Genomic DNA, 23,519 nt, shown 5'->3' on the forward strand with positions numbered 1-23,519 from the left:
AAATGCAAAAGTTGTTGGCTTTGAAGCTTACCAACTGTGTAAAATCACATATTTCTTTTGAATGTAAAATTGTTAAATTTAAGCTTGAAACATGAAATATTTACCTAACATCCGCTATGAAAAGCCTTGTGTTCTTAATACTCCTTTCCTTTGTGTTTTCTTGTTCAGAGCGTAAACAGGAAGAAGATGAACCTGATAAAACGGATCAATTGGATAAATTAGAATCCAAGACTGAAACAGAAAAAGCAGAAATTCCCGGGAAACAAGCAGAATCATTGGGCTTGATAGGTGAGTGGACTATTCCCTCCACTTATGGCGGCGGGGAATTAAGAATTGAACATCATTTGGGAAAATATTATAAAAATGAAGAATTGAGTGATGGGACAGTCAATATTTCAGAAATGACTTTAACCGAAGAGGGCAGTTTAAAAATTTTCAGGTTAAAGGATGGTCCCTCAGACGAAACTTGGGTAATTACAGAAAGTGGAATTTTGGAGGTAAGAAGTAAAAATGCTTTGGTCTACAGCACTGAACCGGTTTGAAATGAAAAAAGCCCGCAAAAATCTTTCGCGGGCTTCCTTGTTTTTTCTATTACTCGACAGTTACTGACTTGGCCAAATTCCTGGGCTGATCGACATTACAGCCTCTCATGACGGCAATATGATAAGAGAGTTGCTGCAAGGGAACCACTGCGATCAATGGCACAAAAGCCTCTTCCGTTTCGGGGATTTCGATTACATGGTCTGCCATGTTCCTTACTGTGGTGTCACCTTCTGTTACTACTGCAATGATTTTGCCTTTTCGGGCTTTCACTTCCTGAATATTGCTGACAACTTTTTCGTAGCTACTGTCTTTGGTAGCAATAAAAACCACAGGCATTTCTTCATCTATCAAGGCAATTGGTCCATGTTTCATTTCAGCAGCAGGATATCCTTCAGCATGGATATAAGAAATCTCTTTCAGTTTCAAGGCGCCTTCCAAGGCCACCGGGAAATTATATCCCCGTCCTAAGTACAGGAAATTTCTTGCATCCTTGTATTCCGCAGCAATGGCTTTGACCTTATCATTGAGTTTCAAGGCTCTTTCTACTTTGGAAGGGATAGTTTCCAATTCACTAAGCAATTGCATATACCTGGATTCCGATAATGTTCCTCTTTGGTAGCCCAATTTAAGAGCCATCATGGTCAGGACGGAAATTTGTGCGGTGAATGCTTTTGTTGAAGCAACTCCAATTTCGGGTCCGGCATGGGTATATGAACCGGCATGTGTTGCTCTTGGAATGGAAGAACCAACTACATTACAGACTCCAAAAATGGTCGCACCTTTGGATTTTGCAAGTTCAATGGCCGCTAATGTATCTGCTGTTTCTCCCGATTGGGAGATGGCTATGATAAAATCTTTTTCATTGATAACAGGATTTCTATACCGGAATTCCGAAGCATATTCTACTTCCACAGGTATTCTGGCAAATTCTTCAAAGAGATACTCTGCCACCAAACCTGCATGCCAAGACGTACCACAGGCCGTAATGATGATGCGGTCCGCATTTTGGAACTTGTTCATGTAATCCCGCAATCCGCCCAGAATCAATCTGCCATTTTTGGCATCCAATCTTCCCCGCATACAGTCTGCGATAGATCTTGGTTGTTCATTGATTTCTTTCAGCATAAAATGTTCATAGCCGCCTTTTTCTATGGCTTCCAATTCCATTTCCAATTGATTGATATAAGGATTGGTTTCTACATTCTCGATGGTCTTGATCTGTAACCTGTTGTCACGGATAACAGCAATCTCATAATCATCAAGATAGACCACTTGATTGGTGTATTCTATAATTGGCGTAGCATCTGATGCCAAAAAGTACTCATCTTCGCCCACTCCAATCACCAAAGGTGAACCTTTTCTAGCTGCAATCAAGGTGTCAGGCTCTTCAATATTCATGATGACGATGGCATAGGCTCCGACCACTTTATGCAGGGCCAACCTTACTGCCTCTTCCAAACTGATATGATTGTTGATATAGATGTCTTCAATAAACTTGATAAAAACCTCAGAATCGGTTTCACTATGAAAAGTATAACCTTTGTTCAAGAGGTCAGTTTTGAGCACATCATAATTCTCAATAATCCCATTATGGATCATTGCGAATTTTTCATTGGAAGAATAATGGGGGTGGGCATTTACATCGTTGGGTTCTCCATGGGTAGCCCATCTGGTATGTCCTATACCGATTTTAGAATTCAGGCTGTCGAAAGTCCCGAGATGGTTCTCCAATTCTGAGACTTTTCCTTTCTTTTTGTAAACACTAAGTCCGTTTTGATTCAGGAGTGCAACACCTGCACTGTCATAGCCTCGATATTCCAATCTTTTGAGGCCTTTGATAATAATTGGAAGCGCTTCTTGGCGTCCAACATAAGCAACAATTCCACACATAAGTAAAAATTTTAAAAATCAAATGTAAGGTTTTTTTATTTAACCCAACAAAAACAGTCTTATAAATCCACTTTTTTAAATTTTAAAGTCTCACTATGCTTTAAACCTCAATCTGAATAGAAATTTATTAGGCTCAATCTAAGTTTGTTTGTTTTTTTTAAAAAAATTAGAGAAAAAACATTAAAAAATATTATTTAATATGTTACTTTTGAGAAATTTATTATTTAAATATTTAAAAAAAAACTATGAAAAAAACTATTTTCTACATCCTATTTGGATTTTCAATTTTTGGATGTAACATTTCTGAAACTGAATTTGATTTAAAAAATTTATCTGAGGATCAAGAAGACTTTATTTTGTCTAAGGTCAAAGTCGAGAATAATATGCTTTCTGTCGAAAGTGAAGCAGACCTTTCAGAGGTTATTTCCCATTTTTCTAAACTTACAATAGAGGAGTATATGGATTTTGTTCGGAGGACTAAAGGTTTTGAAAGCTTTCAGCTACTTTTTGAAGATCTAGTAGATTTAGAAAATGAGGAATCTGATAAACTTTTTGAATTTACTAAGAAATATAATATTCAACCAGAAAAAGTTCATGATAGCCTTCCTATACATAGTCAAAAAGTAATACCATACATTGAACTCCTTTATTTTTATCCAGGAGGTGGTTTTGTCCCTTTAGCAGAAGTATTATATCCCGGAATAGAATTACTAATTAACATTGAAGGGAAGGTTTTAGTTGGAAGAAAAGTACTTCAGTTCAAGAATAATAGGATTTATGAAGACGGTATTGAACTAAAAGATAAAGAATCAGAAAATTTCAAGACAATCCCGAATTATTTTAGAAATAGTACTGTAGCTAGTGGTAAATATAGAACTTCTACTGATGTTTGGTTCAATACTGAATTTAGGGAGTTAAATAATGAATATGGACCATATAATGAACATAGGATAACTGGTGGTGGGGTTAGGTTAAGGAATTTTAGACAGGGATTTTTTGGATGGAATACCAGAAAAACAACTGAATTAAAAATTCAAGGTGACTTGGAATATCTTTTGGCAGCGTGTTCGTCTCAACCACCTTTGGCGCATTGGTCTAACTATCATACTTATTATAATCAAACAAAAACTTCTAATGGAGCAAATGTCACAAGCATTACTTGGAATTTTGTTTTGCCACATCATGGAAACTGGATAGGAGGATGTTCTCCATCTTTTGATGATTCAAGGGCAAGGATTGCTTTTGATCTAACTATTACTGGGGAAAATAATAATGTAAGTCCCTTTAAAGAATACATTGTAGTTGGATTTAATTTTTGATAACTAGCAAACAACAAAATAGATGATGGAAAAAATTGTTTGAAATCATTTAAAATAGAATATAGAGTTTTTTTTCAATTATAATGAAAAAAATTCATCATGTTAGAAATAGCAAAGAATGAACATGAAATTTTTAAGACTCCTAAATGGTTCTTGTTTAATTATTACTTTAAATCCCCAAGCGAATTGTAAAAAAAGCCGAAAAAGTACCTGAATTAATTGAATTCAGGCTTTTCGGCTTTTTTTCACTTATTTAATTGTTTTGATACAAAAAAAAAGCGAGATTAAAGTTACAAATTCAGCAGAAAAAACGCACCCCTGGGAGGCTTTTATTTTGTTTTTAAATCCTTCAAAGATTCCGGCTTTTCAGATCTTATAGATAAATATCTGGTAATGAGAGTGAAATCCTTCGGTTATTCATGTAGCGATATTTTTGCTAACCATAATCTATATATTTTAACTGTGGTGATTGTAAAGAGGATTTTAATGACCATTCCAGTTAGAATCTGCAAATCGTCAGGTGCATGCATTTATACAGTCCCGATCCCATTCTCAGAGGAATCAAAAAAACTGGCTCCCGACACGCTATTTTTGGAAATTTCCGACAGTGGTTTTAAGCATGAGTTCAACCTAAACCCCCAGGCTCAATGACCTGTTGGTTAAGGGATTGAAACAAACCTGAAACATTGAAAAATCGAAAAAGCATTCAGAGTATCTAAAAGTTAATTGATGTTAAGTCTAATTTTCCACAAGAAGCAAAGAATGATTTAGGAACATATTAGCCACCTTTCGCAGCTAAAAAAGAAAAAAACGAACTTGAGCATTAGTTTTTTGAGAAAAAGGCCACAGTAATTGCTGAAAAAGCTAGTGATATTGCCAAAACCAATTACAACATTAATTTAAAATTGAAAGGGTCACATGATAAAATCTGAAAAGGCCATCATTTTCAATGAAGAACAATGGGTTTTGAAAGAGCTTTTTTATCTAAACTAACTTGGGTGTTCTGGCGAGGAAATCAGGTAATGTAAGCTATTTTTTATTTCCACCACATATTGAAATAATATATTTGTTGAATACTTCAAGAAGATTTTTGAAAGTTTGACAAAATTTAATGATTTAAAGGGAACGTACCTTAGAATAGAATATTTTCAATTTGATTGTATTCTGATCTACAACATATTCCCTTAAGGACTCTCTGAAATCATCATTCCCAAAAAATCCCGGTCTAGGTGGAGCTCCAGGATATAACAGAAAGTCTCTTCTTTGAACCTTTTTCCTGTAAATTGCATTTACATGAGAGGTAATTAGTTGAGCTAAGGTATTTGACTCTTTTAAATGGAATAATAAAGCAATATTTTGCGGTAAATATATAGGTTCTCCTCCTGACTTCGACACTGGGACACCCAAAATCAAAAACCGAACATTTTTGCCAGTTTTTTCTGACTTTCGTTCAAAAACAGGGTCTTCCTTAGCTTTTTCCCGGTTGATTTGAGTTGGATTTCGACTGTATAAATACCTTTTGCTATTTCGATTGCTTTCTGTGGAGAAAGCTTGATTCCTTTTTCATTTAATTGTCTTTCCAACTCTTTGTAGACCTTGTAAGCTACGAATGCTATGCTGATATGGGCTTCTATTCTCCTTTGTTTATAATGGTAAACCGGCCTTACCTTAATTTCATTTTTGGTTATTCTGAAGGCCTTTTCTATTTTCCATAGGTTGTTGTAATTCTCGATTACCTGTTCTTTATCAAGCTTTGTATTAGTGATGTAACCCTTAAGACCGTCCCATTGTCCATCCTGTTCAAACTTGTCCATATCCAGGGCAATCTTTATCTCACCTTCCATTTTAAGGTATTTGTTATAGCCTCTGTTGTTGATATGGGTTTTGTTGAGTTTTCCTTTCTTTAGCTGTTTTTCGAGCTTCTTGAGTCCCTTTTCCCTGTTGATTCTATCCTTTCCGGCCCGCCTTTCCGAGTAGCTCACAACCATTCTAAGACTCTCTTCCCAGTCCATCGAAACACTCTCTCCGTTTTCCAGCCGGAGTGCCAATACTTTTTCTTTTTGATTGTTGCCTGAAGACTTAAGCCGTGCCCCAAGAATGAATTCATATCCGTTATCGAGTAATTCTTTGATATTGCTTTTGGAAAGCAAACCTGAATCAGCCACAACTATCGGGGCGGGCAGACTGTACTTTTTTCTAAATGTCTCTATTACCGGAATCATGGTATGCCCTTCAAACTTATTGCCCTCAAAAATCTCGTATGCCAGGGGATAGCCTTCAAGGCCCACCAGCAAACCCAAAACTATCTGGGGATTCTGATGCTTCCCTTCCTTGGAAAAGCCGGTCTTCCGCAGATCATCCTCCTGATCTACTTCAAAATAAAGTGTGGTGCAATCGTAAAAAACAATATTGATACTGCCTCCCAGAATTTTCTTGGTGTGCCCAAAACTGATCAGCTGTATTATCTCTTTGTAGTTGTTGTAAAGCTTGTCCATATACCTGTACAGGTCCTGAACCTGAAACTCAAGGCCATGATAGGTCTGAAGGTAATCACAGGTCTTCAGTTTACTGGCGGGAAAACATATTCTGGAATAGACAAGCCATTTAAAAATATCATCTTGGATTACATTGAATCCGATATCATTGAATACGTTGTCCAAGAGGAGTTCTGTACCTGAAACAGTAATGTTTTCAACACTTTCTAGGACAGATTCTGCAACCTGCTCTTCATTGTTAAAGGGGATATCAAGAATGCCTTTATAGTTCCTGATCCATTCTTCTCCCAAAGAAACAAGCTCTTCCACTTCTGCATTGTCGGAGCTGCTACCTATGGTTTTGGCAACCTTATACCTTCCCTTTATCTTATCAATTACCTGAACACTGATCTTGCCACTTTTATTGGGCTTCTTGCGGACAAACATGTCTAAAAGTACTCAAAAAACCTCCGGGACACCCAAATCGAAAATCAAAAAATTATAAAACATTATTTATCAGTACTTTATACTAATATGGGACTGACGACTGTCGAAGTCAGGAAAAAGGCCACAGTAATTGCTGAAAAAGCTAGTGATATTGCCAAAACCAATTACAACATTAATTTAAAATTGAAAGGGTCACATGATAAAATCTGAAAAGGCCATCATTTTCAATGAAGAACAATGGGTTTTGAAAGAGCTTTTTTATCTAAACTAACTTGGGTGTTCTGGCGAGGAAATCAGGTAATGTAAGCTATTTTTTATTTCCACCACATATTGAAATAATATATTTGTTGAATACTTCAAGAAGATTTTTGAAAGTTTGACAAAATTTAATGATTTAAAGGGAACGTACCTTAGAATAGAATATTTTCAATTTGATTGTATTCTGATCTACAACATATTCCCTTAAGGACTCTCTGAAATCATCATTCCCAAAAAATCCCGGTCTAGGTGGAGCTCCAGGATATAACAGAAAGTCTCTTCTTTGAACCTTTTTCCTGTAAATTGCATTTACATGAGAGGTAATTAGTTGAGCTAAGGTATTTGACTCTTTTAAATGGAATAATAAAGCAATATTTTGCGGTAAATATATAGGTTCTCCTCTATCCGGATCAACTTGTGGTGTTCCGTCTTGTTGAACAGCCATTGGATTATTATCAGTTCGAAACAAAATCCGATTTGTTTCATTAGTAAAGTACATAATCTGAGATTGAGGAGGTAGATTAGTAACCTTATTACTGACCAATGGACCCATTTCAAGACGAACCTGATTGAATGTAACATTTTCTAATGTATCTAAAAATGCATCCAAAGGACTCATGTCTAATTTAACCAACATACCTAAACCTGATTTTACTCCTGCAAAGTGGCCTAAGTTGTAAGCTTGCATTTTGTTTTGCACTACTTCGGTAGGAGTTCCTGTGGGGTCATTTACAATCTGACTAAAATGACGTGCAAAGTTATTATTGATTCCAGTGGATATAGGATATGCTCTTGAAATGGTATCTCCCTCATTCTTGTAAAAGAAAACGAAACCGGTATTGTTACCAACTTGAGTATTAAATGAAACATCTTCATTTTCAGCACCTTTAAACACTACCCCTGGAAAAAATTCCCTAAATGAAAATATATCATTGAACCCAACCCCCCCTTTCATTTCCGCGAATAATCCTTCAACAAATTGATTATTGACCGAAATACTCACTATAGTATCTTGCTTTGCTTTAAAATCAACTTTGGTGCTTATTACAGGTTGGGGGTCATAGCTTAAGCTATTAAAATTATAATAATTGAGATCTTTGATCTGTTCTTGCAGTAAATGAATGTTGATAGTTTTTGGGGAATCAAGGTTATCCCCTAGGACATGGCGTATGTAGATATTAAACCTGACAGAATCTAATACGGCATTAGGTTCTGGCCTCCTTACATCCCTGTTGAAAAACAAACGGGAATATCCAGTAGCCTCTGTCTTTCCAAAAAAATCACTTTCTTCATTACCATATAGCAAGAAACCCGTATTGAGGGTTGATATGGAATCCCAGAGTACCACGGAAGCAGATAGGGGTATTTCTTGGTAGAAAACCCCAATCTGATTGTTTTCAGGATCCAATATCAATCCGATACTTGAAGGATCTTCGCAGGAAGATGTGATTGAAAATATAGTAAATAAACTTACAAACAGCTTAGCTGGCGAGGTCAGTATAGATGTTGTAATAACTTTCAAAAAGTTGTTCGTCTTCTTCTTCGTTGTTAATATCACACTTCTTGTCTTTAGAGCACTCTTCAATGAGTTTGCTTAGGTTTTCTGAAATTTCTTCGCTCTTGATGACTACGTCGGCGTATTCCATTCCGATTTTAAGGAAGCCTTCGTAATCTTTTGATTTTAGTGGTGCAAGAATGGCGTCATCAATATCCACCATTTTCACTTTCTCCAACAAATCGTCGCCAAATTTATGAGTAAATCCGGTATTATAAATAGCGAATACCGATTTTGTATCTTTAAACAAAGGTTCGTTTTTGTAGGTTGTCTTTAGATACATTGGAATCAGACTTGTCATCCAATCATTACAATGGACAACATCAGGAGCCCAACCCAATTTTTTTACTGTTTCAATAACTCCTTTACAGAAGAAAATGGCTCTTTCGTCATTGTCTTCATAGAATTTCTCATGCTTGTCATGAAAAACGCTTTTTCTTTGGAAGTAGTCTTCGTTGTCAATGAAATAAACCTGAAGCTTCGCATTTGGAATTGATGCCACCTTGATAATCAGGGGCTTTTCTTCCTCTCCTACAGCAATATTTATCCCTGAAAGCCTTACTACTTCATGCAATCTGTTTTTTCTTTCATTGATTAAGCCGAATCTTGGAACAAGAATACGGATTTCCATTCCTTTTTCCTGCATCGCTTGTGGCAATGCCCTTACGAAATTAGCGACTTCTGAGGTTTGAAGAAATGGATTGATTTCACTTGCAACGTAGAGAATACGGAGTTTAGACATACCTTGTTGAGTTTTATTGAGTGATAATAAACGCACAAAGATACAAAAAAAAAGTGGTAAATCCATTGTTATTCTGAATATTAACATAGTTTTGCCTCTATTTTACATTCGCAAAGTACAACACTCGTGAAATTTCTACGGACCAAAAAAGAAGTAAATCAAGAACTTAACATTCTCCAAAAAAAACAAATTACTATCGGTTTTGTGCCTACTATGGGGGCATTACATGATGGACATTTGGAATTAGTAAAAAAAGCCAAACAAAATTCTAATATTGTTGTAGTGTCAATTTTCGTGAATCCTACCCAATTTAACAATAAAGAGGATTTTGAAAATTACCCCAACACTATAAGCAAAGATTTGGAATTATTGGACCAAACCGGGGTGGATTTGGTGTTTGTCCCTGATATTCAGGAGATTTACCCCGCTCAACCCAGTCTTTCGTTTGATTTCGGTAAAATAGAGAGGGTTTTAGAGGGAGCTTTCCGTCCAGGTCACTTTAATGGGGTAGCTATAGTAGTTTCGAAGTTGTTAAATATTGTTAAACCCCATCAGGTCTATTTTGGGCAGAAAGATTTGCAGCAAGTAATGATTGTCCGAAGGTTGGTTGAGGACCTTTCTTTCAATACTGAAATTGTAATCATTCCCACTGTAAGGGAAGCTGACGGTTTGGCCATGTCTTCCAGAAATCTTAGACTTTCCTTGGAACAAAGAGCAATAGCCCCCCTTTTATACAAAGCATTGCTAAAGGCTAAAGATGAACTTTTAAAGGGCAATAATTGGTTAGCTATCCGAGAAAAAATAAATCTGATGTTTAAGGAGCAGCCCGGAGTGCAATTGGAGTACTTTGAATTGGTATCCACCGAGCGATTCGAACTTCTAGAGGAAGTAAGCGATCAATCGGGAATTGCTATATGTACAGCAGCTTTTATAGGAAATATCAGGTTAATAGACAACATATCAATATTTGATTAATTTCGCGAAAAAAATCCTTGCATGCATATTCAGGTATTAAAATCAAAAATACATAGAGTAAAAATCACCCAAGCAGAATTACATTATGTAGGAAGTATCACCGTAGATGAAGATCTCATGGATGCGGCCAATATTATTGAAAACGAAAAAGTACAGATAGTCAATATCAATAATGGTGAGCGGCTTGAAACATACGTCATTAAGGGAGAACGTGGCAGTGGTATGGTTTGTCTCAATGGACCTGCTGCAAGGAAAGCGCAGGTCGGGGATATTGTAATTCTTATTTCCTATGCATCCATGGACTTTGAAGATGCCAAAAAACATAAACCTCTGATTATCTTTCCGGATGACCACAATAAATTGATCTAAGGTGAGGCTTACAAAAAAACAATGGATCCAGGTGGCGGTTTCTTTGATAGTAGCCATCTGGATTTTTTGGTTTCTATATAAAGATATCAGCTTTGATTCATTGCTTGAAGCATTATCTCATACCTCCCTATTTTGGTTTGGCTTGTCGATTTTGGTCTCTCTGATTGGTTTTTGGGTGAGAGCTTGGAGATGGAAGTTGCTCATAGATGCCGGAGAATCCGAAAAAACCAAAACTATACACACATTCTGGGCATTGATGATAGGTTACCTTGCTAATCTTCTGGTTCCCCGTGCAGGTGAAGTGGTTAGATGTGGCGTATTGACCAAAACCGAAGACCGGCAAATGGGCAAGCTTCTTGGAACTGTGATATTGGAAAGGACCTTTGACCTGCTGTTTATGGTCAGTATTATATTTTTGGCTTTCTTGCTTGAAAAGGATCTTTTTGTTCGGTTATTCAGTGATTTGGTGTCTTTGGATTCACTGAAGGGGAAAATATTTCAATACCTTCCTTTGTTGATTGGGGGATTGATTGTAGCTATGATATTTGTTTATTTGGTTTTCCTAAAATACAAAGACAGTAATTTGTTCAGAAAGATCAGGCATTTTCTAAGGGATTTGGTCAATGGTGTGATAAGCCTTAAAAAGGTTGATAATCAATTGGGTTTCTGGAGCAGTTCGGTTTTTATCTGGTTTACCTATTATCTGATGCTGATGTTTATGGCTTGGGCTATTCCATCAACTGCCAGTTTGTCATTAAGCTCCATGCTCATGGTCATGGTAATGGGTAGTATTGGCATGATTGCTCCTGTACAAGGGGGTATAGGAACCTTTCATGCATTAGTGGCTTTCATTTTGATGGCGTATGGTTTAAGCAATGAAGAAGGTAAAATCTTTGCGGTGATCATCCATGGAAGTCAGGTACTGACCATGATAGTTCTAGGATTGATCGCTTTGTTTTTTTTCTTTAAAATAACTGCAAAGAAAGAATCCAAAACTTCTTAATTTCGTAATAAACTACCAAACATAAAAAACTATGATTATTCTAATTGTTGTTTTATTCGCTGTCTTAGGCTTTGTGGTCAGCAGTAGGTTAAAAAGTAAGTTTAAGAAATATTCTCAAACTTCCCTTAAAGCCAATTTATCAGGTAAAGAAATTGCTGAACTGATGCTTGCGGACAATAATATCTATGATGTAAAAGTTCTCAGTGTGGATGGTCAGCTGACTGACCATTATAATCCTATGAACCGGACTGTAAATCTCAGCCCCGACGTGTATTATGGAAGAAATGCTGCCGCCGCTGCCGTGGCTTCCCATGAATGTGGCCACGCCGTTCAGCATGCTACTGCTTATACTTGGTTGAATTTGAGGTCTGCTATGGTACCTGTTCAAAACGCAAGTGGGAAAATCCTGAATATTGTTCTGATTGCTTCACTTCTTGGAGGCTTCATGTTGAATCTTCCCTATGAATTGATCGGATATATTGTGGTTGGTTCTTATGGTGTAATGACCTTGTTTACCTTAGTTACACTTCCTGTAGAATTCGATGCGAGTAATAGGGCTTTGGCTTGGATCAAAACCAGAAATGTAGTAACCCAAGATGAATACGCTATGTCAAAAGATGCACTTAAATGGGCGGCAATGACTTATGTAGTTGCGGCATTGGCAGCTTTGGCAACCTTGGCCTATTACATTTTCATCTTCTTTGGTAACAGAGATTAAGGAAACTGAAATACAGGAAATGAGTTTACTTTAAGGGGCAAGAAATTGTCCCTTATTTTTTTTTGCTGTATCTTCAAACCGTAATTTAAAACCCTTATTTCGCCATGAATTTTGAATACACAGAAGAACAATTAGCCGTTAGGGATGCTGCGAGAGAGTTTACCCAAACAGAACTTTTACCGGGTGTAATCGAAAGAGATACAGAAGCAAAATTCCCTGCAGAACAGGTAAGGAAAATGGGAGAGTTGGGTTTTTTGGGTATGATGGTTGATCCCAAATACCATGGCGGGGGTATGGATACCATTTCTTACGTATTGGCGATGGAGGAGATTTCAAAAATTGATGCCTCTGCCTCAGTTTGTATGTCCGTCAACAACTCCCTAGTATGTTGGGGTCTGGAAAAATACGGAAGCGAAGAACAAAAGGAAAAATATCTTAAGCGTCTGGCAACGGGAGAAATTCTTGGTGCTTTTTGTCTTTCAGAGCCTGAGGCAGGTTCAGATGCAACCTCCCAACAGACAAATGCGGAATTGAAGGGAGATTATTATATCCTTAATGGAACAAAAAACTGGATTACAAATGGGAATTCGGCCAGTATATATTTGGTAATCGCACAGACAGATGCGTCCAAAGGGCATAAAGGTATTTCTGCATTTATTGTAGAAAAAAACTGGGAAGGATTTGTAATTGGGAAAAAAGAAGATAAATTGGGCATCAGAGGCTCGGACACCCATTCTCTCATGTTTTCAGATGTTAAAGTTCCCATTTCAAATAGGATTGGAGAGGAGGGTTTTGGATTTACCTTCGCTATGGAAACATTGAACGGTGGAAGGATCGGAATCGCAGCACAAGCCTTGGGTATTGCATCTGGAGCATATGAATTGGCTTTGGCTTATTCAAAAGAAAGGAAAGCTTTTGGTAAACCAATCAGTCAACATCAGGCTATACAATTTAAGCTTGCTGATATGGCTACACAGATTGAAGCTGCAAGATTATTGGTATTGAAAGCTGCATGGCTCAAAGATCAGGGTGAGGATTATGCTTTTGCGAGTGCGATGGCAAAATTGTATGCATCAGAGGTTGCCATGAACGTGACCATTGAAGCTGTACAAGTTCATGGGGGTTATGGCTATGTGAAAGAATACCATGTGGAAAGATTGATGCGTGATGCAAAAATTACACAGATTTATGAAGGAACCAGTGAAATTCAAAAAATAGTCATATCAAGAAGTATAATAAGATAATCATTTTGATCTCACTTCAAAAGGTATAAAATCAATATTTTATACCTTTTTTTATTTTTATTTAATAATTTACTGAATTTATATATATAGCTTTCAAAAATTATTATACTTTTACGACTTAACATTAATTTCATCTATCATGGAATATTACAATAAGGTAATTGAATCTGTTGGCGTCCGCTTTTTAAAGGGGAACAATTATAAAATTGAAAAGCCTGTTTCAGTAACTAATTTTAATGATACTGAGAATACGATTATATTACTCCACCAAGGTTCTGTTAAATTTTCGGATGAAATGGAATTGGTGAATGAAGGAGAAATATTATTTATCCCTGCAGGAAGATCAACAAACATTTCTTTTGGACAGCAAGGCAAAAAGAATGATATTAACAATGAAAGTTTTGTTGACAATAAAAGGAAGTACCTTCAAACTATCAGCTTTAAGGACATTAAGAGCTTAGAAGAAGACTGTCTGACTATAATCAATTTTGAAGCAAAAGTATTTGATGTAGTCAATTTTTTCCATTCCCTAGGAATTCCTCCTTTTGTGATTCGATTCAATGATAGGATAGCCTCTATTGTGGAAGATATCGTAAAAGAATCAGAACAGAATACCCCCGGTAAGGAAAGAGTTATCAAGATTCATACTGAATTATTGGTAATTGAGATCGTTCGACATATTCTGAAGAATAGGCTGTTTGTGGAGGAATTATCCACGAATAGTACTTACTTCAAAGATCCCCGCTTGATTGACCTTTTCAATTATATCAAAAGGAATATAGGTGGAGACCTGTCCAATAAGGTGCTGGCTAAAGTTGCCAATGTATCTGAAGATTATGTGGGTCAATATTTCAAAATGCTCACCGGAATCAATCCACAGGATTATATTGAATATCAAAGAATGGAAGCAGCAGTAGAATTGCTCAGGACTTCCAAAAAAAGTATCCGTGATATCGGAAAAGAAGTGGGTTATAAAGACACTGCTTACTTCTGCAGAAGATTTAAAATGATGTATGGATTGCCTGCCGGGAAAATGAGAAGAAGGGAATCTCTTATCAATGTACAATAAACCCTAATAGCCATTTTGACCTAAAAACCCTCTTTTAGATATCAAGGAGGGTTTTTTTATTTTTTACTCTCAATTAATCAACAATAAAAAACAGGTTCTCTACTGAAATTTCCAGCAGCGAAATAAATGCCTACTCAGATCAGAATACTTCTCTTTTCTGAAAATCAGTAAAATAGTTACTAATTTTCAAGGGATTCTTTGGTTTTCCAAAGCCTCCACCAAGGAGTTCCGGGAGAATCATGATGCTCATAATGATATCCAAAAAAATAGCAGGAAATGAAAGCCCAAAGATGATTTTTTGATTGACTTCTGGAATGGTGTTTATTTTCCGATTCTCCTTTGTGGGGGAGATAAGTTCCGAAATAAAACAGCTGCAGGGTGGACAATATTGCAGGAACCATCCAAAATACAATCAGATTTTCAGTAGGTAAAAAAAGTTTAAGGATATTGAATGTAACCGCCATCAAAAGAATCTGCCATATGGAAACGTACTGTTTAATAAAACTTAAATACCAAATCAAAAAGTTATCAGACGCATGGTAATCAGGGTCTTTGTCTGTAGCAACATATCGGTGATGTTCATGATGCTTGGGAAAAAGCCTCCAATAAAAATTATAAGAAAATAAAATTGCCGAAATCCAGCCTATAGTATGATTGAGCTTCTTGTTTGAGGATACAATCCCGTGCATCGCATCATGGGCTGTGATAAATAAGCCCGTGTACAGGTGGGTTTGGATTAAAATGCCAAGGTAAGTTATTGGATTAGACCAGTTTAATTCCCATTGGAGGAGAAAAACCAATGAACCTAACCATAGAAAAATAATAATTAGGGAAATTATTACTCCTTTGGGGTCGACTGAATCATTATGATATTTTGAAGATTTCACTTTGCAAAGGTAGAAAAGAAATTGATTGACTAAAAAGTCGCTATTTTTTCTTTCACCTGTTCCATCAACCACATGGGTGTGGAGGTAGCACCACAGATACCAACAGTATCGTTAATTCTAAACCATTCTTTGTCTACCTGTTCAGGATTGGAAACAAAATAGGTGTCTGGATTTTTTTCTTTGCAGACATTGTAAAGAACTTTTCCATTTGAGGATTTAGTACCGCTGACAAAAATGATTTTATCAAACTTTTCGGCAAAGGACCGTAGTTCCTTATCTCTATTGGAAACTTGTCTACAAATGGTATCATTCGTATTGACTGTTATACCATTTTCCTTTAGGATATCCGTAATTTCATAAAACTTGTCAGTACTTTTTGTGGTCTGACTGTATAAGGTTAAATTTTTAGGCAAGTTTGGTAAATCAAGTTCGCTGATATCCTGAAAGACGACTGCCTTATTACTGGTCTGACCCAATAATCCAATTACTTCTGCGTGGCCATGCTTTCCATAGATATAAATTGTTTCATCTTTATCAAATGAATTTTTGATTCGGTTCTGCAATTTCAATACCACCGGGCAACTCGCATCGATCAAGGTAAGATTGTTGTTGATGGCCAATTCATAGGTAGAGGGTGGTTCACCATGCGCTCTGATCAGTACTTTTTCATTGAAAAGGGACTTTAATTCTTCATGATCGATTATTTTCAATCCTTTGCTGGTAAGCCGTTTCACTTCTTCATCATTGTGAACGATATCACCCAAACAGTATAAATAACCTTGATCTTCAAGGATCTCTTCTGCCATTTCAATGGCATAGACTACTCCAAAACAGAAACCGGAATGCTGGTCGATATGTACTTGCAGGTTCATCATAGCCTTATAAACTTTTGACAGTCTGAATTGTTTTGTTATTCTTAATGCGTTCATAAATACTAAGATTCATGAGCAATAAGGTCATTGAATAAACGGTATCTTCTATCGGGATGGTCAAAATTCTTATGGAAAGATTCTCCAAATTATTATAAATCACCACAGGTTCATCAATAAAAGATCCGGTCAATATCCCATTTACGAAGAGAAACGGTATCAATGAAACGAAATAAGCTAAATAAAATCTTCCTAAGTATTTGGTCTGAAAGAGTATATAATGGATAGATAACGTTGCACTTCCGACCAGAAAATTAACCGAAGTGTACCATTTGTCCAGATTCATGATTCCTATAAGGAAGAAAAATGGTATCAGCACCAATGTAAAAGGCTTGGCAAAACCACTGAGAATATCTTTTTTCACAAAATAATTCAGGACTTCATATATAAATATACAGGCAAAAGGGACGGTTAGGAAAAACAGCCATTCTTCCAAAGGCAATTCAAAAATGTATATACCTATGAGATAACGCGGATTAAACTCCCAAACGCCTATGATTGTAAACCAATGATCCCAGACCAGGAAAAAAAATCCGGTAATGATTATTGCTGGGAACAAGGCATACCATTTTTTTGCATATTGTACCCTGTGTTCAAATGAACGGATTAAAGGATACGAAATGGTGAGAATATTCAGTATAAGGTAGAGGTACTTTTCCATATATTAACCTAAACCGAGTTTCGTCCCAAAATAGGTCCCCAATAAAAGAGAGATTTTTCTTGAATTTGGAATTCTGACCCTTTGATGTGTAATAATTTCCGGTGGAAGTCTTTTGATTTTATCAAATAGCTTCTGATAATACAAATAGGCCACTTTTACCCCAAGTTTAGCACTCAAAGGTAATCTCCTGATCCCATCCAAAGCTTCGTCAAAATCATGCTGTATATCTTCCTCAATCAATATTTTTGCCGACTTGTCAAAAGTGTTAAAATCAACTCCAGGAAAATAAACTCTCCCTCTTTCTTCAAAATCACTTTTGATATCCCTCAAGAAATTCACTTTCTGGAAGGCAGACCCCAATTTACAGGCAGGCTTTCTTAAGCTTTCGTACATTTTTTGGTCCCCTTCACAAAAGACCCTTAAACACATCAGGCCCACCACCTCCGCTGAACCATAGATATATTCGTGGTATCTGGAATCATTGTAAGTTTTGAAATCAAGGTCCATTTCCATGCTTTTGAGAAAGGCCTCGATGAGATCAAGATCTATTTTGAATTGGTTGACAATCAGCTGAAAGGCATGAAGGACAGGATTGAGACTGATTCCATTTTCAATCGCTTCATAGGTATCTTTTTTGAATTCTTCCAGAAGCGCTTTCTTGTTTTTGTCATGAAAAGTGTCCACTATTTCATCTGCATAGCGCACAAATCCATAAATGGCGTAAATTGGTAAATGTAGCTTCTTATCCAGTGTTTTGATCCCCAACGTAAAACTTGTGCTATACTTTTGGGTGATCAATTTACTACATTCCAAAGTAGTTTGGTCATAGAGCAGTTTTGGATCCATCCCCATAATTTACAATTTTTTTATTTAATTATTATCTTTATCAACCTCTTTTGCTACAACATGTCCGGAAATCAATGTAGGCGGAACTCCTGGTCCCGGCACAGTTAATTGTCCGGTGTAATATAAGTTTTTCACTTTTTTACTTTTCAAAGAGGGTTTAAGAATTGCTGTCTGAAACAGTGTATTTGCTAATCCGTAGGCATTTCCTTTAAAGGCATTATAGTCCGATTTGAAATCACTATGTGCGTAGGAACGTTTATAAATAATATGGCTTCTGATCTCTTGCCCTGTAAGTTTTTCCAACCTGTCCATCACCATGTGAAAATATTTCTCCCTGATTTCTTCTCCATCTTCCAAGTCAGGTGCCAATGGAATTAAAATTACCAGATTTTCTTTTCCTTCCGGTGCTACAGAAGGGTCTGTTATAGAGGCCGCCGATAGATAAAAAAGAGGCCTTTCCGGCCATCTTGGATTTTTATAGATAGCATCTGCATGGGGGCCCATTTGTTCATCGAAAAACAAACAGTGGTGGGTAAGATTATCCAATTTCTTATCTACACCCAAGTAAAATAACAGAGAAGAGGGGGCCATGACTCGCTTGTCCCAGTATTTTTCATCATAATTCCTGTATTGAGGAGTCAGCAACTGACTGTCTACATGATGGTAATCTGCTCCTGCCACCACGATATCCGTATCAAAGCTTTCTCCGCTTTTCAATACCACTCTTTTGGCCACACCGTTACTGACTTCAATTTGTGACACATCAGCTCCAAGATGTATTTTAACACCTTTTTCTTCAGCAAGAGTCACCATTCCTTTGACAATTTCATGCATGCCGCCCATAGGATACCAGGTTCCTAAAACGATATCGGCATAATTCATAAGACTGTATAAAGCAGGAATGTTTTCGGCCATTTCACCCAAAAAAATAACTGGAAATTCCATCAGGCGGATAATATTTTCATCTTTAAAAAATTTTCTAACATGTTTGGACATGGATTGGAATACATCCATCCTTATGACATCTGCCAATAATCCCGGACTTGTAAATTCAAAAATCGATCTGCTTGGTCTATATACCAGGTCCTGAATCCCGACTTTATATTTGTAAGCCGCCTGTTTCAAAAACTCATCAAGTTTTGGTCCTACACCGGGTTCCATACTTTCCATCAGATCTCTGAACTTCTCGAAATTAGCAGGTATGGGTACAAATTGGTTCTCACCGAAAATTACCGTATAGGATGGGTCAAGCCTTATCAGGTTATAATAATCTGATGGCTTTTTTCCAAAATGTCCAAAATAGGAATCAAATACATCAGGCATCCAATACCAGCTTGGCCCCATATCAAAAACAAAACCCTCGGCTTCGAACTTTCTTGCTCTACCTCCGGGGGTTGTATTTTTTTCTAGAAGAGTTACCTGATATCCTAGGTGTGCCAAATGTGTTGCTGCTGATAGGCCTGCAAAACCAGCACCTATTACTACAACATTTTTACCGGGCATATATTTTAGTTTTTGTGTCTGTACACATGCAGATCGTCTTTTAAAATCTTTCTGGCAATATGTATTCTATTTTTAACAGTTCCAATTGGAATATCTAATTTTTCAGCGATTTCGTGATATTTAAAACCCTTATAATGCATCATAAAGGGAACTTTATAAACATCTTCAAGGCCATCAATGGCTGAATAAATATCATCCATTGTAAAATCTCCGAAAGCATTGTTTTCAATTAAAATGTCACCGGAATTGATATAATGCAAATTATCTGTTGTATCTACAAAAGTACCTCTTCTTACCATTTTTTGATAGTTGGTGATAAAAGTATTTTTCATTATGGTATACAACCAGGCTTTTAGATTTGTGCCTTCTGTAAATTTATCTTTATTGGTAAAAGCCTTGACCATGGTATCCTGAAGCAAGTCATTTGCATCATCCATATCTCTGGTAAGCTTAAGTGCAAATGGCTTTAGCGAACTTGATAATTTGTTAAGCGAGTAACTGAATTCTAGAGTTGTCATGGCTTTTTGTTTTTGTTTAAACAAATGTAACATTCATTAAACAAAATGCAAACATTTTGTCTAATTATTTTTCATTTTTATTAAACAAAATAAAGCCTTGATAATAAAAAATATTTGAAATTTTTGAAAAATAAGGCTTTGAGTTCGAATTAGGCACAAAAAAAGTGAAAATCTTAATTTTCACTTTGTCTAATATTTTTTCAAAAAGATAAAACTGAATTTACTTTTCAATGGTGACCTCTTCCATCTCTTCAAGGTATTCTCTCACTTGACGTATATAATTCAGGGATTTTACATTTTTGGGCAACTTTATATCCTGTCCGACTATTTGATAGCCCGAAACAATAATCTTTGCATTGTTGAATCTTTCAGATAGTACATCAATATATTCCTGAACATTCTCAGCACTTGGGGAAGTGGTAATTACAGTCATTAAGTATTCAGGTTGATGTAAATTATAAACCGAATCCAGATCATCATCAGGAGTACTCTGCCCCAAATAGATAACTTTATGGCCTTTCAGTTTGATCAGGTAAGCAGCAAAAAGAATGGAGATTTCATGATGTTCGCCTTCGGGTAAATAAAGAAGGAATTTTTTACCACCGCCTTTATATATCTGAGCATCTATTGCGACAATAAGTTTTTGTCTGATCAGATTACTAATGAAATGTTCCTGAGCAGGATTGATAGCGCCGGTTTGCCAAAGTACACCGATTTTGGACATGAAAGGATAAATGATATTAAGCATCGTCTGCTCAAACCCGATTTTCAAAATATTGGTAGAAAGTACCTTATCGAACCTTTCCTCATCCATTTCGACCATGCAGATAGTGAGGGCATTTATCTGATCGTCATGCGTAAGGGTTTTTTCTGTCAGTTTAATGACTTCCTCTTTCATCTCAACACCAGACATTCCGGCTATCTTGCTGATCTTGTATCCATTGTCATTGAGCAATGCAACATTCAGGATCAACTTTAGGTCTGCATCATCATAAAACCTGATATTGGTATCCGTTCTTTTCGGCAATAACAGATTATATCTTTGTTCCCAAATTCGCAAAGTATGGGCTTTTATTCCTGAAAGCTGCTCGAGATCTTTAATTGAATAAGTACTCACTATTTTTTTAATTTAAAATATTTCTTTGGTACCCAAAACAAACCGAAAGAGACGGCATCATTTTTTTTGTTTGTGGCGTGATGAGCCTGATGGGCCTGAAAAATTCCCAACAGGAATTTACTTTTAGGTCTCTCAAACCATTTGATTCTTCTGTGAACCAGAACATCATGAATAATGAAGTAGCTGATACCATAAATGCTTATTCCAACTCCCATCCAAAAGCGATAATCCAACTTATCAACTCCCAGAAATATCAATAAAACTGCAATACTACCGAACATCAATGAAAACAAATCATTGAGTTCGAAAAATGTTTTTGAGGGCTCATGATGGGTTTTGTGGATTCCCCATAAAGGACCATGCATAATATATTTATGAATGAACCATCCTGAGAATTCCATTACAGCAAATCCCAGTATTATAAATATAATTGCGTACATCATTAGGTTAACTTTTTAAGATGCGGAATGTTTTAGATTGTTTTTCAGAATTTAAACAATAAAATTTAAAATGATAAAGAATGCAATCAGATTGATCAATAGGAACGATGAAATGGGGTTTCCCTTTTGAAATGATGCCTTCCGGAATATCAAATGTATCAGATAGCCAACTGCCAACCAACCAATGTAATTGGAAAGCGGTATTTCATTCATTTCCCAAGACCAAAAATCCAATTTCATGGCGACAGGTTCAATCAAGAAATCTATCCCTACCATCAATCCTGCGCCCAAAGCTGCAGCCAACCAATTATTTTTGATTTTTTTGGAAAATAAATTACCGGTAAGGTAAACCAGCAACAACCAATTCACTCCAATCATAAGCGGCACTTCAAATAGTTGAATGCCCAGAACAGTGCCATACCGGTAGTTTCCAAAAGGGAATCCTGTATGTACTCCCAAAACTTCCGATCCATATCCAATAAGGAATGCCGAAATTGCAAAAAAACTGAAAGATTTATTCCAATCTGAATGAAATAGGACCAATATCCCCAAACTTAGCAGTAAATGGAAGGGTGTCATAATTTGAAAAAATGGTCTCAAATTCGGAATAGACATCCCAATGATTCCCACCAGATGAAAAATGAAAATAATAAATTTAAAAAGAGAGGCTCTTTTTTCCTGTATTTTCTGAAGATTTGTAAACACTGATATATTTTCTGTTTTGCTATAAGGCATGTTCAGTGAACGATTATGGAAGTAACAATGCTGAATTTAACAACATGAACCTATATTTGTTCCTACTTGAAAGCGACAAAAATAAAAATAAAACAAGAATAATATGATTTTATATAACGTAACTGTCAATATTGAAAAAGAATTCGAATTGGACTGGGTTAATTGGATGAAAGAAACCCATATCCCGGATGTGCTTGCCACAGGAATGTTTTTGGAAAACAGATTCTACAAAATATTGCATGAATCAGAAGATGGCAGTGCAAATTACTCTGTTCAATATTTTGCCGAATCCATGGAGAAAATCATCGATTATCAAAATAATTATGCTCAAAAGCTTCAGGAGGATGTATCCATAAAGTTTCAGGATAAATTCGTCGTATTCCGGACCCTCCTTGAAACTGTGGAATAGTTTCATTGCTTATTTCAATTTTCCTCTACCCATAAAACCTTAAATTGCGGTAAAAAAAGAAATGGCCTCAGAACAAAAAACCGTTAAATTCCGCTGCCCTTGGTGTTTGGGCTTCGAGCAATATGTCAGATACCATGATGAAGAATGGGGAGTTCCTGTTTTTGATGACCAAAAACAATTTGAATTTTTGATTTTAGAAAGTGCGCAAGCAGGGTTGAGTTGGTCAACAATATTGAAAAAAAGAGAGGGTTACCGGAAAGCTTTTGCGGATTTTGATTACAGAATAGTGGCAGATCTGCCTGAAGGATATATTCAGGAGCTTTTACAAGACCCAAAAATTATTAGAAATCAGCTTAAAATCAGAGCTGCAATCAATAATGCCCAAAGGTTTATGGAAATCCAATCCGAATTCGGGAAATTTTCAGATTATATCTGGGATTTTGTGGACGGCAAACCGATCCAGAATAAATGGAAGGAGCTTTCCCAAGTGCCTGCCACTTCAGAGATTTCTGACAAATTATCCAAAGATCTCAAAAAAAGGGGATTTAAATTTTTAGGGAGCACCATAGTTTATGCACATATGCAGGCAACAGGACTTGTTAATGACCATTTAGTGGATTGTTGGAGACATAGAGAAGTTGGCGGAAATTAATCGTGGACGGTTTAAAAAATGTCCGATGACCGATGACCGATGAGAACTTGTAAAAAAACTTCAGACTTCTGCCCAAAACGAGAGAAAGCTGAAGTTATATTTATTAGATCATTTTATTATCAATCGACGCAATCCTAGGAGTAACTTTCCCTCAAAGTTCAGAATATAGTCTAATGCTTCAAATGAACCTTATAACTTTCATCGGTCATTGGACAT

The 23,519-nt window shown here is 36.4% G+C and carries 23 protein-coding genes; 10 read left to right on the forward strand and 13 right to left on the reverse strand.

Annotated elements, in window-relative coordinates; genetic code table 11:
- Positions 1-116 precede the first annotated feature (116 nt).
- The gene (locus B9A52_RS07110; RefSeq protein WP_084119649.1) at positions 117-542 is read left to right on the forward strand and encodes a hypothetical protein; all 426 of its coding nucleotides are present in this window, start codon (positions 117-119) and stop codon (positions 540-542) included.
- Positions 543-591: 49 nt separating this feature from the next.
- Here B9A52_RS07110 and glmS read toward each other — a convergent pair whose 3' ends face one another.
- Entirely contained in the window at positions 592-2,433 is a 1,842-nt protein-coding gene (gene glmS / locus B9A52_RS07115; RefSeq protein WP_084119650.1) for a glutamine--fructose-6-phosphate transaminase (isomerizing), read from the reverse strand.
- A gap of 245 nt (positions 2,434-2,678) precedes the next feature.
- Here glmS and B9A52_RS07120 point away from each other — a divergent pair, with 245 nt between their 5' ends.
- Positions 2,679-3,752: a hypothetical protein gene (locus B9A52_RS07120; protein WP_084119651.1), complete on the forward strand. Its 1,074-nt coding sequence runs from the start codon at positions 2,679-2,681 to the stop codon at positions 3,750-3,752.
- Between the two features lie 1,409 nt (positions 3,753-5,161).
- Here B9A52_RS07120 and B9A52_RS07130 read toward each other — a convergent pair.
- The 3 genes from B9A52_RS07130 to B9A52_RS07140 form a co-directional block, all read right to left on the reverse strand.
- On the reverse strand, positions 5,162-6,673 hold the full coding sequence (locus B9A52_RS07130; RefSeq protein WP_084119653.1) for an IS1634 family transposase: 1,512 nt from the start codon (positions 6,671-6,673) through the stop codon (positions 5,162-5,164).
- A 394-nt stretch (positions 6,674-7,067) separates the two neighbouring features.
- Positions 7,068-8,516: a DUF4270 family protein gene (locus tag B9A52_RS07135; RefSeq protein WP_231955517.1), complete on the reverse strand. Its 1,449-nt coding sequence runs from the start codon at positions 8,514-8,516 to the stop codon at positions 7,068-7,070.
- Positions 8,413-9,228: a glycogen/starch synthase gene (locus B9A52_RS07140; protein WP_084119655.1), complete on the reverse strand. Its 816-nt coding sequence runs from the start codon at positions 9,226-9,228 to the stop codon at positions 8,413-8,415. Before B9A52_RS07140 ends, B9A52_RS07135 begins: the two co-directional genes overlap by 104 nt.
- 126 nt (positions 9,229-9,354) lie before the next feature.
- Between B9A52_RS07140 and panC the strand changes: the two genes are divergently transcribed.
- From panC to B9A52_RS07170, 6 genes are all read left to right on the forward strand, one after another.
- Positions 9,355-10,203: a pantoate--beta-alanine ligase gene (gene panC / locus B9A52_RS07145; RefSeq protein WP_084119656.1), complete on the forward strand. Its 849-nt coding sequence runs from the start codon at positions 9,355-9,357 to the stop codon at positions 10,201-10,203.
- 21 nt (positions 10,204-10,224) lie between these two features.
- Positions 10,225-10,572 (forward strand): aspartate 1-decarboxylase, encoded by a 348-nt coding sequence (gene panD, locus B9A52_RS07150; protein ID WP_084119657.1) that lies wholly within the window; start codon positions 10,225-10,227, stop codon positions 10,570-10,572.
- Position 10,573: 1 nt separating this feature from the next.
- On the forward strand, positions 10,574-11,575 hold the full coding sequence (locus tag B9A52_RS07155) for a lysylphosphatidylglycerol synthase transmembrane domain-containing protein (RefSeq protein WP_084119658.1): 1,002 nt from the start codon (positions 10,574-10,576) through the stop codon (positions 11,573-11,575).
- Between the two features lie 31 nt (positions 11,576-11,606).
- Positions 11,607-12,293 (forward strand): zinc metallopeptidase, encoded by a 687-nt coding sequence (locus tag B9A52_RS07160; protein WP_084119659.1) that lies wholly within the window; start codon positions 11,607-11,609, stop codon positions 12,291-12,293.
- Positions 12,294-12,397: 104 nt separating this feature from the next.
- Positions 12,398-13,537, forward strand: coding sequence for an acyl-CoA dehydrogenase (locus tag B9A52_RS07165; protein ID WP_084119660.1), 1,140 nt, complete (start codon positions 12,398-12,400; stop codon positions 13,535-13,537).
- A gap of 139 nt (positions 13,538-13,676) precedes the next feature.
- Positions 13,677-14,606, forward strand: a complete 930-nt coding sequence (locus tag B9A52_RS07170) for a helix-turn-helix domain-containing protein (protein WP_084119661.1) — start codon at positions 13,677-13,679, stop codon at positions 14,604-14,606.
- A 179-nt stretch (positions 14,607-14,785) separates the two neighbouring features.
- Here B9A52_RS07170 and B9A52_RS07175 read toward each other — a convergent pair whose 3' ends face one another.
- The 9 genes from B9A52_RS07175 to B9A52_RS07215 form a co-directional block, all read right to left on the reverse strand.
- Positions 14,786-15,493, reverse strand: a complete 708-nt coding sequence (locus B9A52_RS07175) for a fatty acid desaturase (RefSeq protein ID WP_084119662.1) — start codon at positions 15,491-15,493, stop codon at positions 14,786-14,788.
- Positions 15,494-15,522: 29 nt separating this feature from the next.
- Positions 15,523-16,368: a 4-hydroxy-3-methylbut-2-enyl diphosphate reductase gene (locus tag B9A52_RS07180; protein WP_172805179.1), complete on the reverse strand. Its 846-nt coding sequence runs from the start codon at positions 16,366-16,368 to the stop codon at positions 15,523-15,525.
- A 4-nt stretch (positions 16,369-16,372) separates the two neighbouring features.
- The gene (locus B9A52_RS07185; RefSeq protein ID WP_084119663.1) at positions 16,373-17,083 is read right to left on the reverse strand and encodes a lycopene cyclase domain-containing protein; all 711 of its coding nucleotides are present in this window, start codon (positions 17,081-17,083) and stop codon (positions 16,373-16,375) included.
- Between the two features lie 3 nt (positions 17,084-17,086).
- A complete protein-coding gene (locus B9A52_RS07190; protein ID WP_084123426.1) occupies positions 17,087-17,929 on the reverse strand; it encodes a phytoene/squalene synthase family protein in 843 nt (280 codons plus the stop codon).
- Positions 17,930-17,953: 24 nt separating this feature from the next.
- A complete protein-coding gene (locus B9A52_RS07195; RefSeq protein WP_084119664.1) occupies positions 17,954-19,432 on the reverse strand; it encodes a phytoene desaturase family protein in 1,479 nt (492 codons plus the stop codon).
- A gap of 5 nt (positions 19,433-19,437) precedes the next feature.
- Positions 19,438-19,950, reverse strand: coding sequence for an RNA polymerase sigma factor (locus B9A52_RS07200; RefSeq protein WP_084123427.1), 513 nt, complete (start codon positions 19,948-19,950; stop codon positions 19,438-19,440).
- 220 nt (positions 19,951-20,170) lie between these two features.
- Positions 20,171-21,067, reverse strand: coding sequence for a MerR family transcriptional regulator (locus B9A52_RS07205; protein ID WP_084119665.1), 897 nt, complete (start codon positions 21,065-21,067; stop codon positions 20,171-20,173).
- The gene (locus B9A52_RS07210) at positions 21,067-21,510 is read right to left on the reverse strand and encodes a sterol desaturase family protein (RefSeq protein ID WP_084119666.1); all 444 of its coding nucleotides are present in this window, start codon (positions 21,508-21,510) and stop codon (positions 21,067-21,069) included. The genes B9A52_RS07205 and B9A52_RS07210 overlap by 1 nt, the downstream gene beginning before the upstream one ends.
- Before the next feature lie 48 nt (positions 21,511-21,558).
- Complete coding sequence (locus B9A52_RS07215; RefSeq protein WP_231955518.1) at positions 21,559-22,086, reverse strand: carotenoid biosynthesis protein; 528 nt, start codon at positions 22,084-22,086, stop codon at positions 21,559-21,561.
- Positions 22,087-22,345: 259 nt separating this feature from the next.
- Between B9A52_RS07215 and B9A52_RS07220 the strand changes: the two genes are divergently transcribed.
- The gene (locus B9A52_RS07220; protein ID WP_084119668.1) at positions 22,346-22,651 is read left to right on the forward strand and encodes a DUF4286 family protein; all 306 of its coding nucleotides are present in this window, start codon (positions 22,346-22,348) and stop codon (positions 22,649-22,651) included.
- 61 nt (positions 22,652-22,712) lie between these two features.
- A complete protein-coding gene (locus B9A52_RS07225) occupies positions 22,713-23,303 on the forward strand; it encodes a DNA-3-methyladenine glycosylase I (protein WP_084119669.1) in 591 nt (196 codons plus the stop codon).
- The last annotated feature ends 216 nt before the right edge of the window (positions 23,304-23,519 follow it).

It is taken from the genome of Aquiflexum balticum DSM 16537 (assembly GCF_900176595.1).
GTDB lineage: Bacteria > Bacteroidota > Bacteroidia > Cytophagales > Cyclobacteriaceae > Aquiflexum > Aquiflexum balticum.

Excerpts from the sequence above, each read along its gene's own strand:
- B9A52_RS07165 (WP_084119660.1), top strand. The coding sequence starts at position 12,398 with ATGAATTTTGAATACACAGAAGAACAATTAGCCGTTAGGGATGCTGCG.
- B9A52_RS07215 (WP_231955518.1), bottom strand. The coding sequence starts at position 22,086 with ATGACACCCTTCCATTTACTGCTAAGTTTGGGGATATTGGTCCTATTT.
- B9A52_RS07140 (WP_084119655.1), bottom strand. The coding sequence starts at position 9,228 with ATGTCTAAACTCCGTATTCTCTACGTTGCAAGTGAAATCAATCCATTT.
- glmS (WP_084119650.1), bottom strand. The coding sequence starts at position 2,433 with ATGTGTGGAATTGTTGCTTATGTTGGACGCCAAGAAGCGCTTCCAATT.
- B9A52_RS07160 (WP_084119659.1), top strand. The coding sequence starts at position 11,607 with ATGATTATTCTAATTGTTGTTTTATTCGCTGTCTTAGGCTTTGTGGTC.
- B9A52_RS07185 (WP_084119663.1), bottom strand. The coding sequence starts at position 17,083 with ATGGAAAAGTACCTCTACCTTATACTGAATATTCTCACCATTTCGTAT.
- B9A52_RS07225 (WP_084119669.1), top strand. The coding sequence starts at position 22,713 with ATGGCCTCAGAACAAAAAACCGTTAAATTCCGCTGCCCTTGGTGTTTG.
- B9A52_RS07190 (WP_084123426.1), bottom strand. The coding sequence starts at position 17,929 with ATGGATCCAAAACTGCTCTATGACCAAACTACTTTGGAATGTAGTAAA.
- B9A52_RS07200 (WP_084123427.1), bottom strand. The coding sequence starts at position 19,950 with ATGACAACTCTAGAATTCAGTTACTCGCTTAACAAATTATCAAGTTCG.
- B9A52_RS07195 (WP_084119664.1), bottom strand. The coding sequence starts at position 19,432 with ATGCCCGGTAAAAATGTTGTAGTAATAGGTGCTGGTTTTGCAGGCCTA.
- panD (WP_084119657.1), top strand. The coding sequence starts at position 10,225 with ATGCATATTCAGGTATTAAAATCAAAAATACATAGAGTAAAAATCACC.
- B9A52_RS07220 (WP_084119668.1), top strand. The coding sequence starts at position 22,346 with ATGATTTTATATAACGTAACTGTCAATATTGAAAAAGAATTCGAATTG.
- B9A52_RS07180 (WP_172805179.1), bottom strand. The coding sequence starts at position 16,368 with ATGATGAACCTGCAAGTACATATCGACCAGCATTCCGGTTTCTGTTTT.
- B9A52_RS07130 (WP_084119653.1), bottom strand. The coding sequence starts at position 6,673 with ATGTTTGTCCGCAAGAAGCCCAATAAAAGTGGCAAGATCAGTGTTCAG.
- B9A52_RS07120 (WP_084119651.1), top strand. The coding sequence starts at position 2,679 with ATGAAAAAAACTATTTTCTACATCCTATTTGGATTTTCAATTTTTGGA.
- B9A52_RS07210 (WP_084119666.1), bottom strand. The coding sequence starts at position 21,510 with ATGATGTACGCAATTATATTTATAATACTGGGATTTGCTGTAATGGAA.
- B9A52_RS07170 (WP_084119661.1), top strand. The coding sequence starts at position 13,677 with ATGGAATATTACAATAAGGTAATTGAATCTGTTGGCGTCCGCTTTTTA.
- B9A52_RS07110 (WP_084119649.1), top strand. The coding sequence starts at position 117 with ATGAAAAGCCTTGTGTTCTTAATACTCCTTTCCTTTGTGTTTTCTTGT.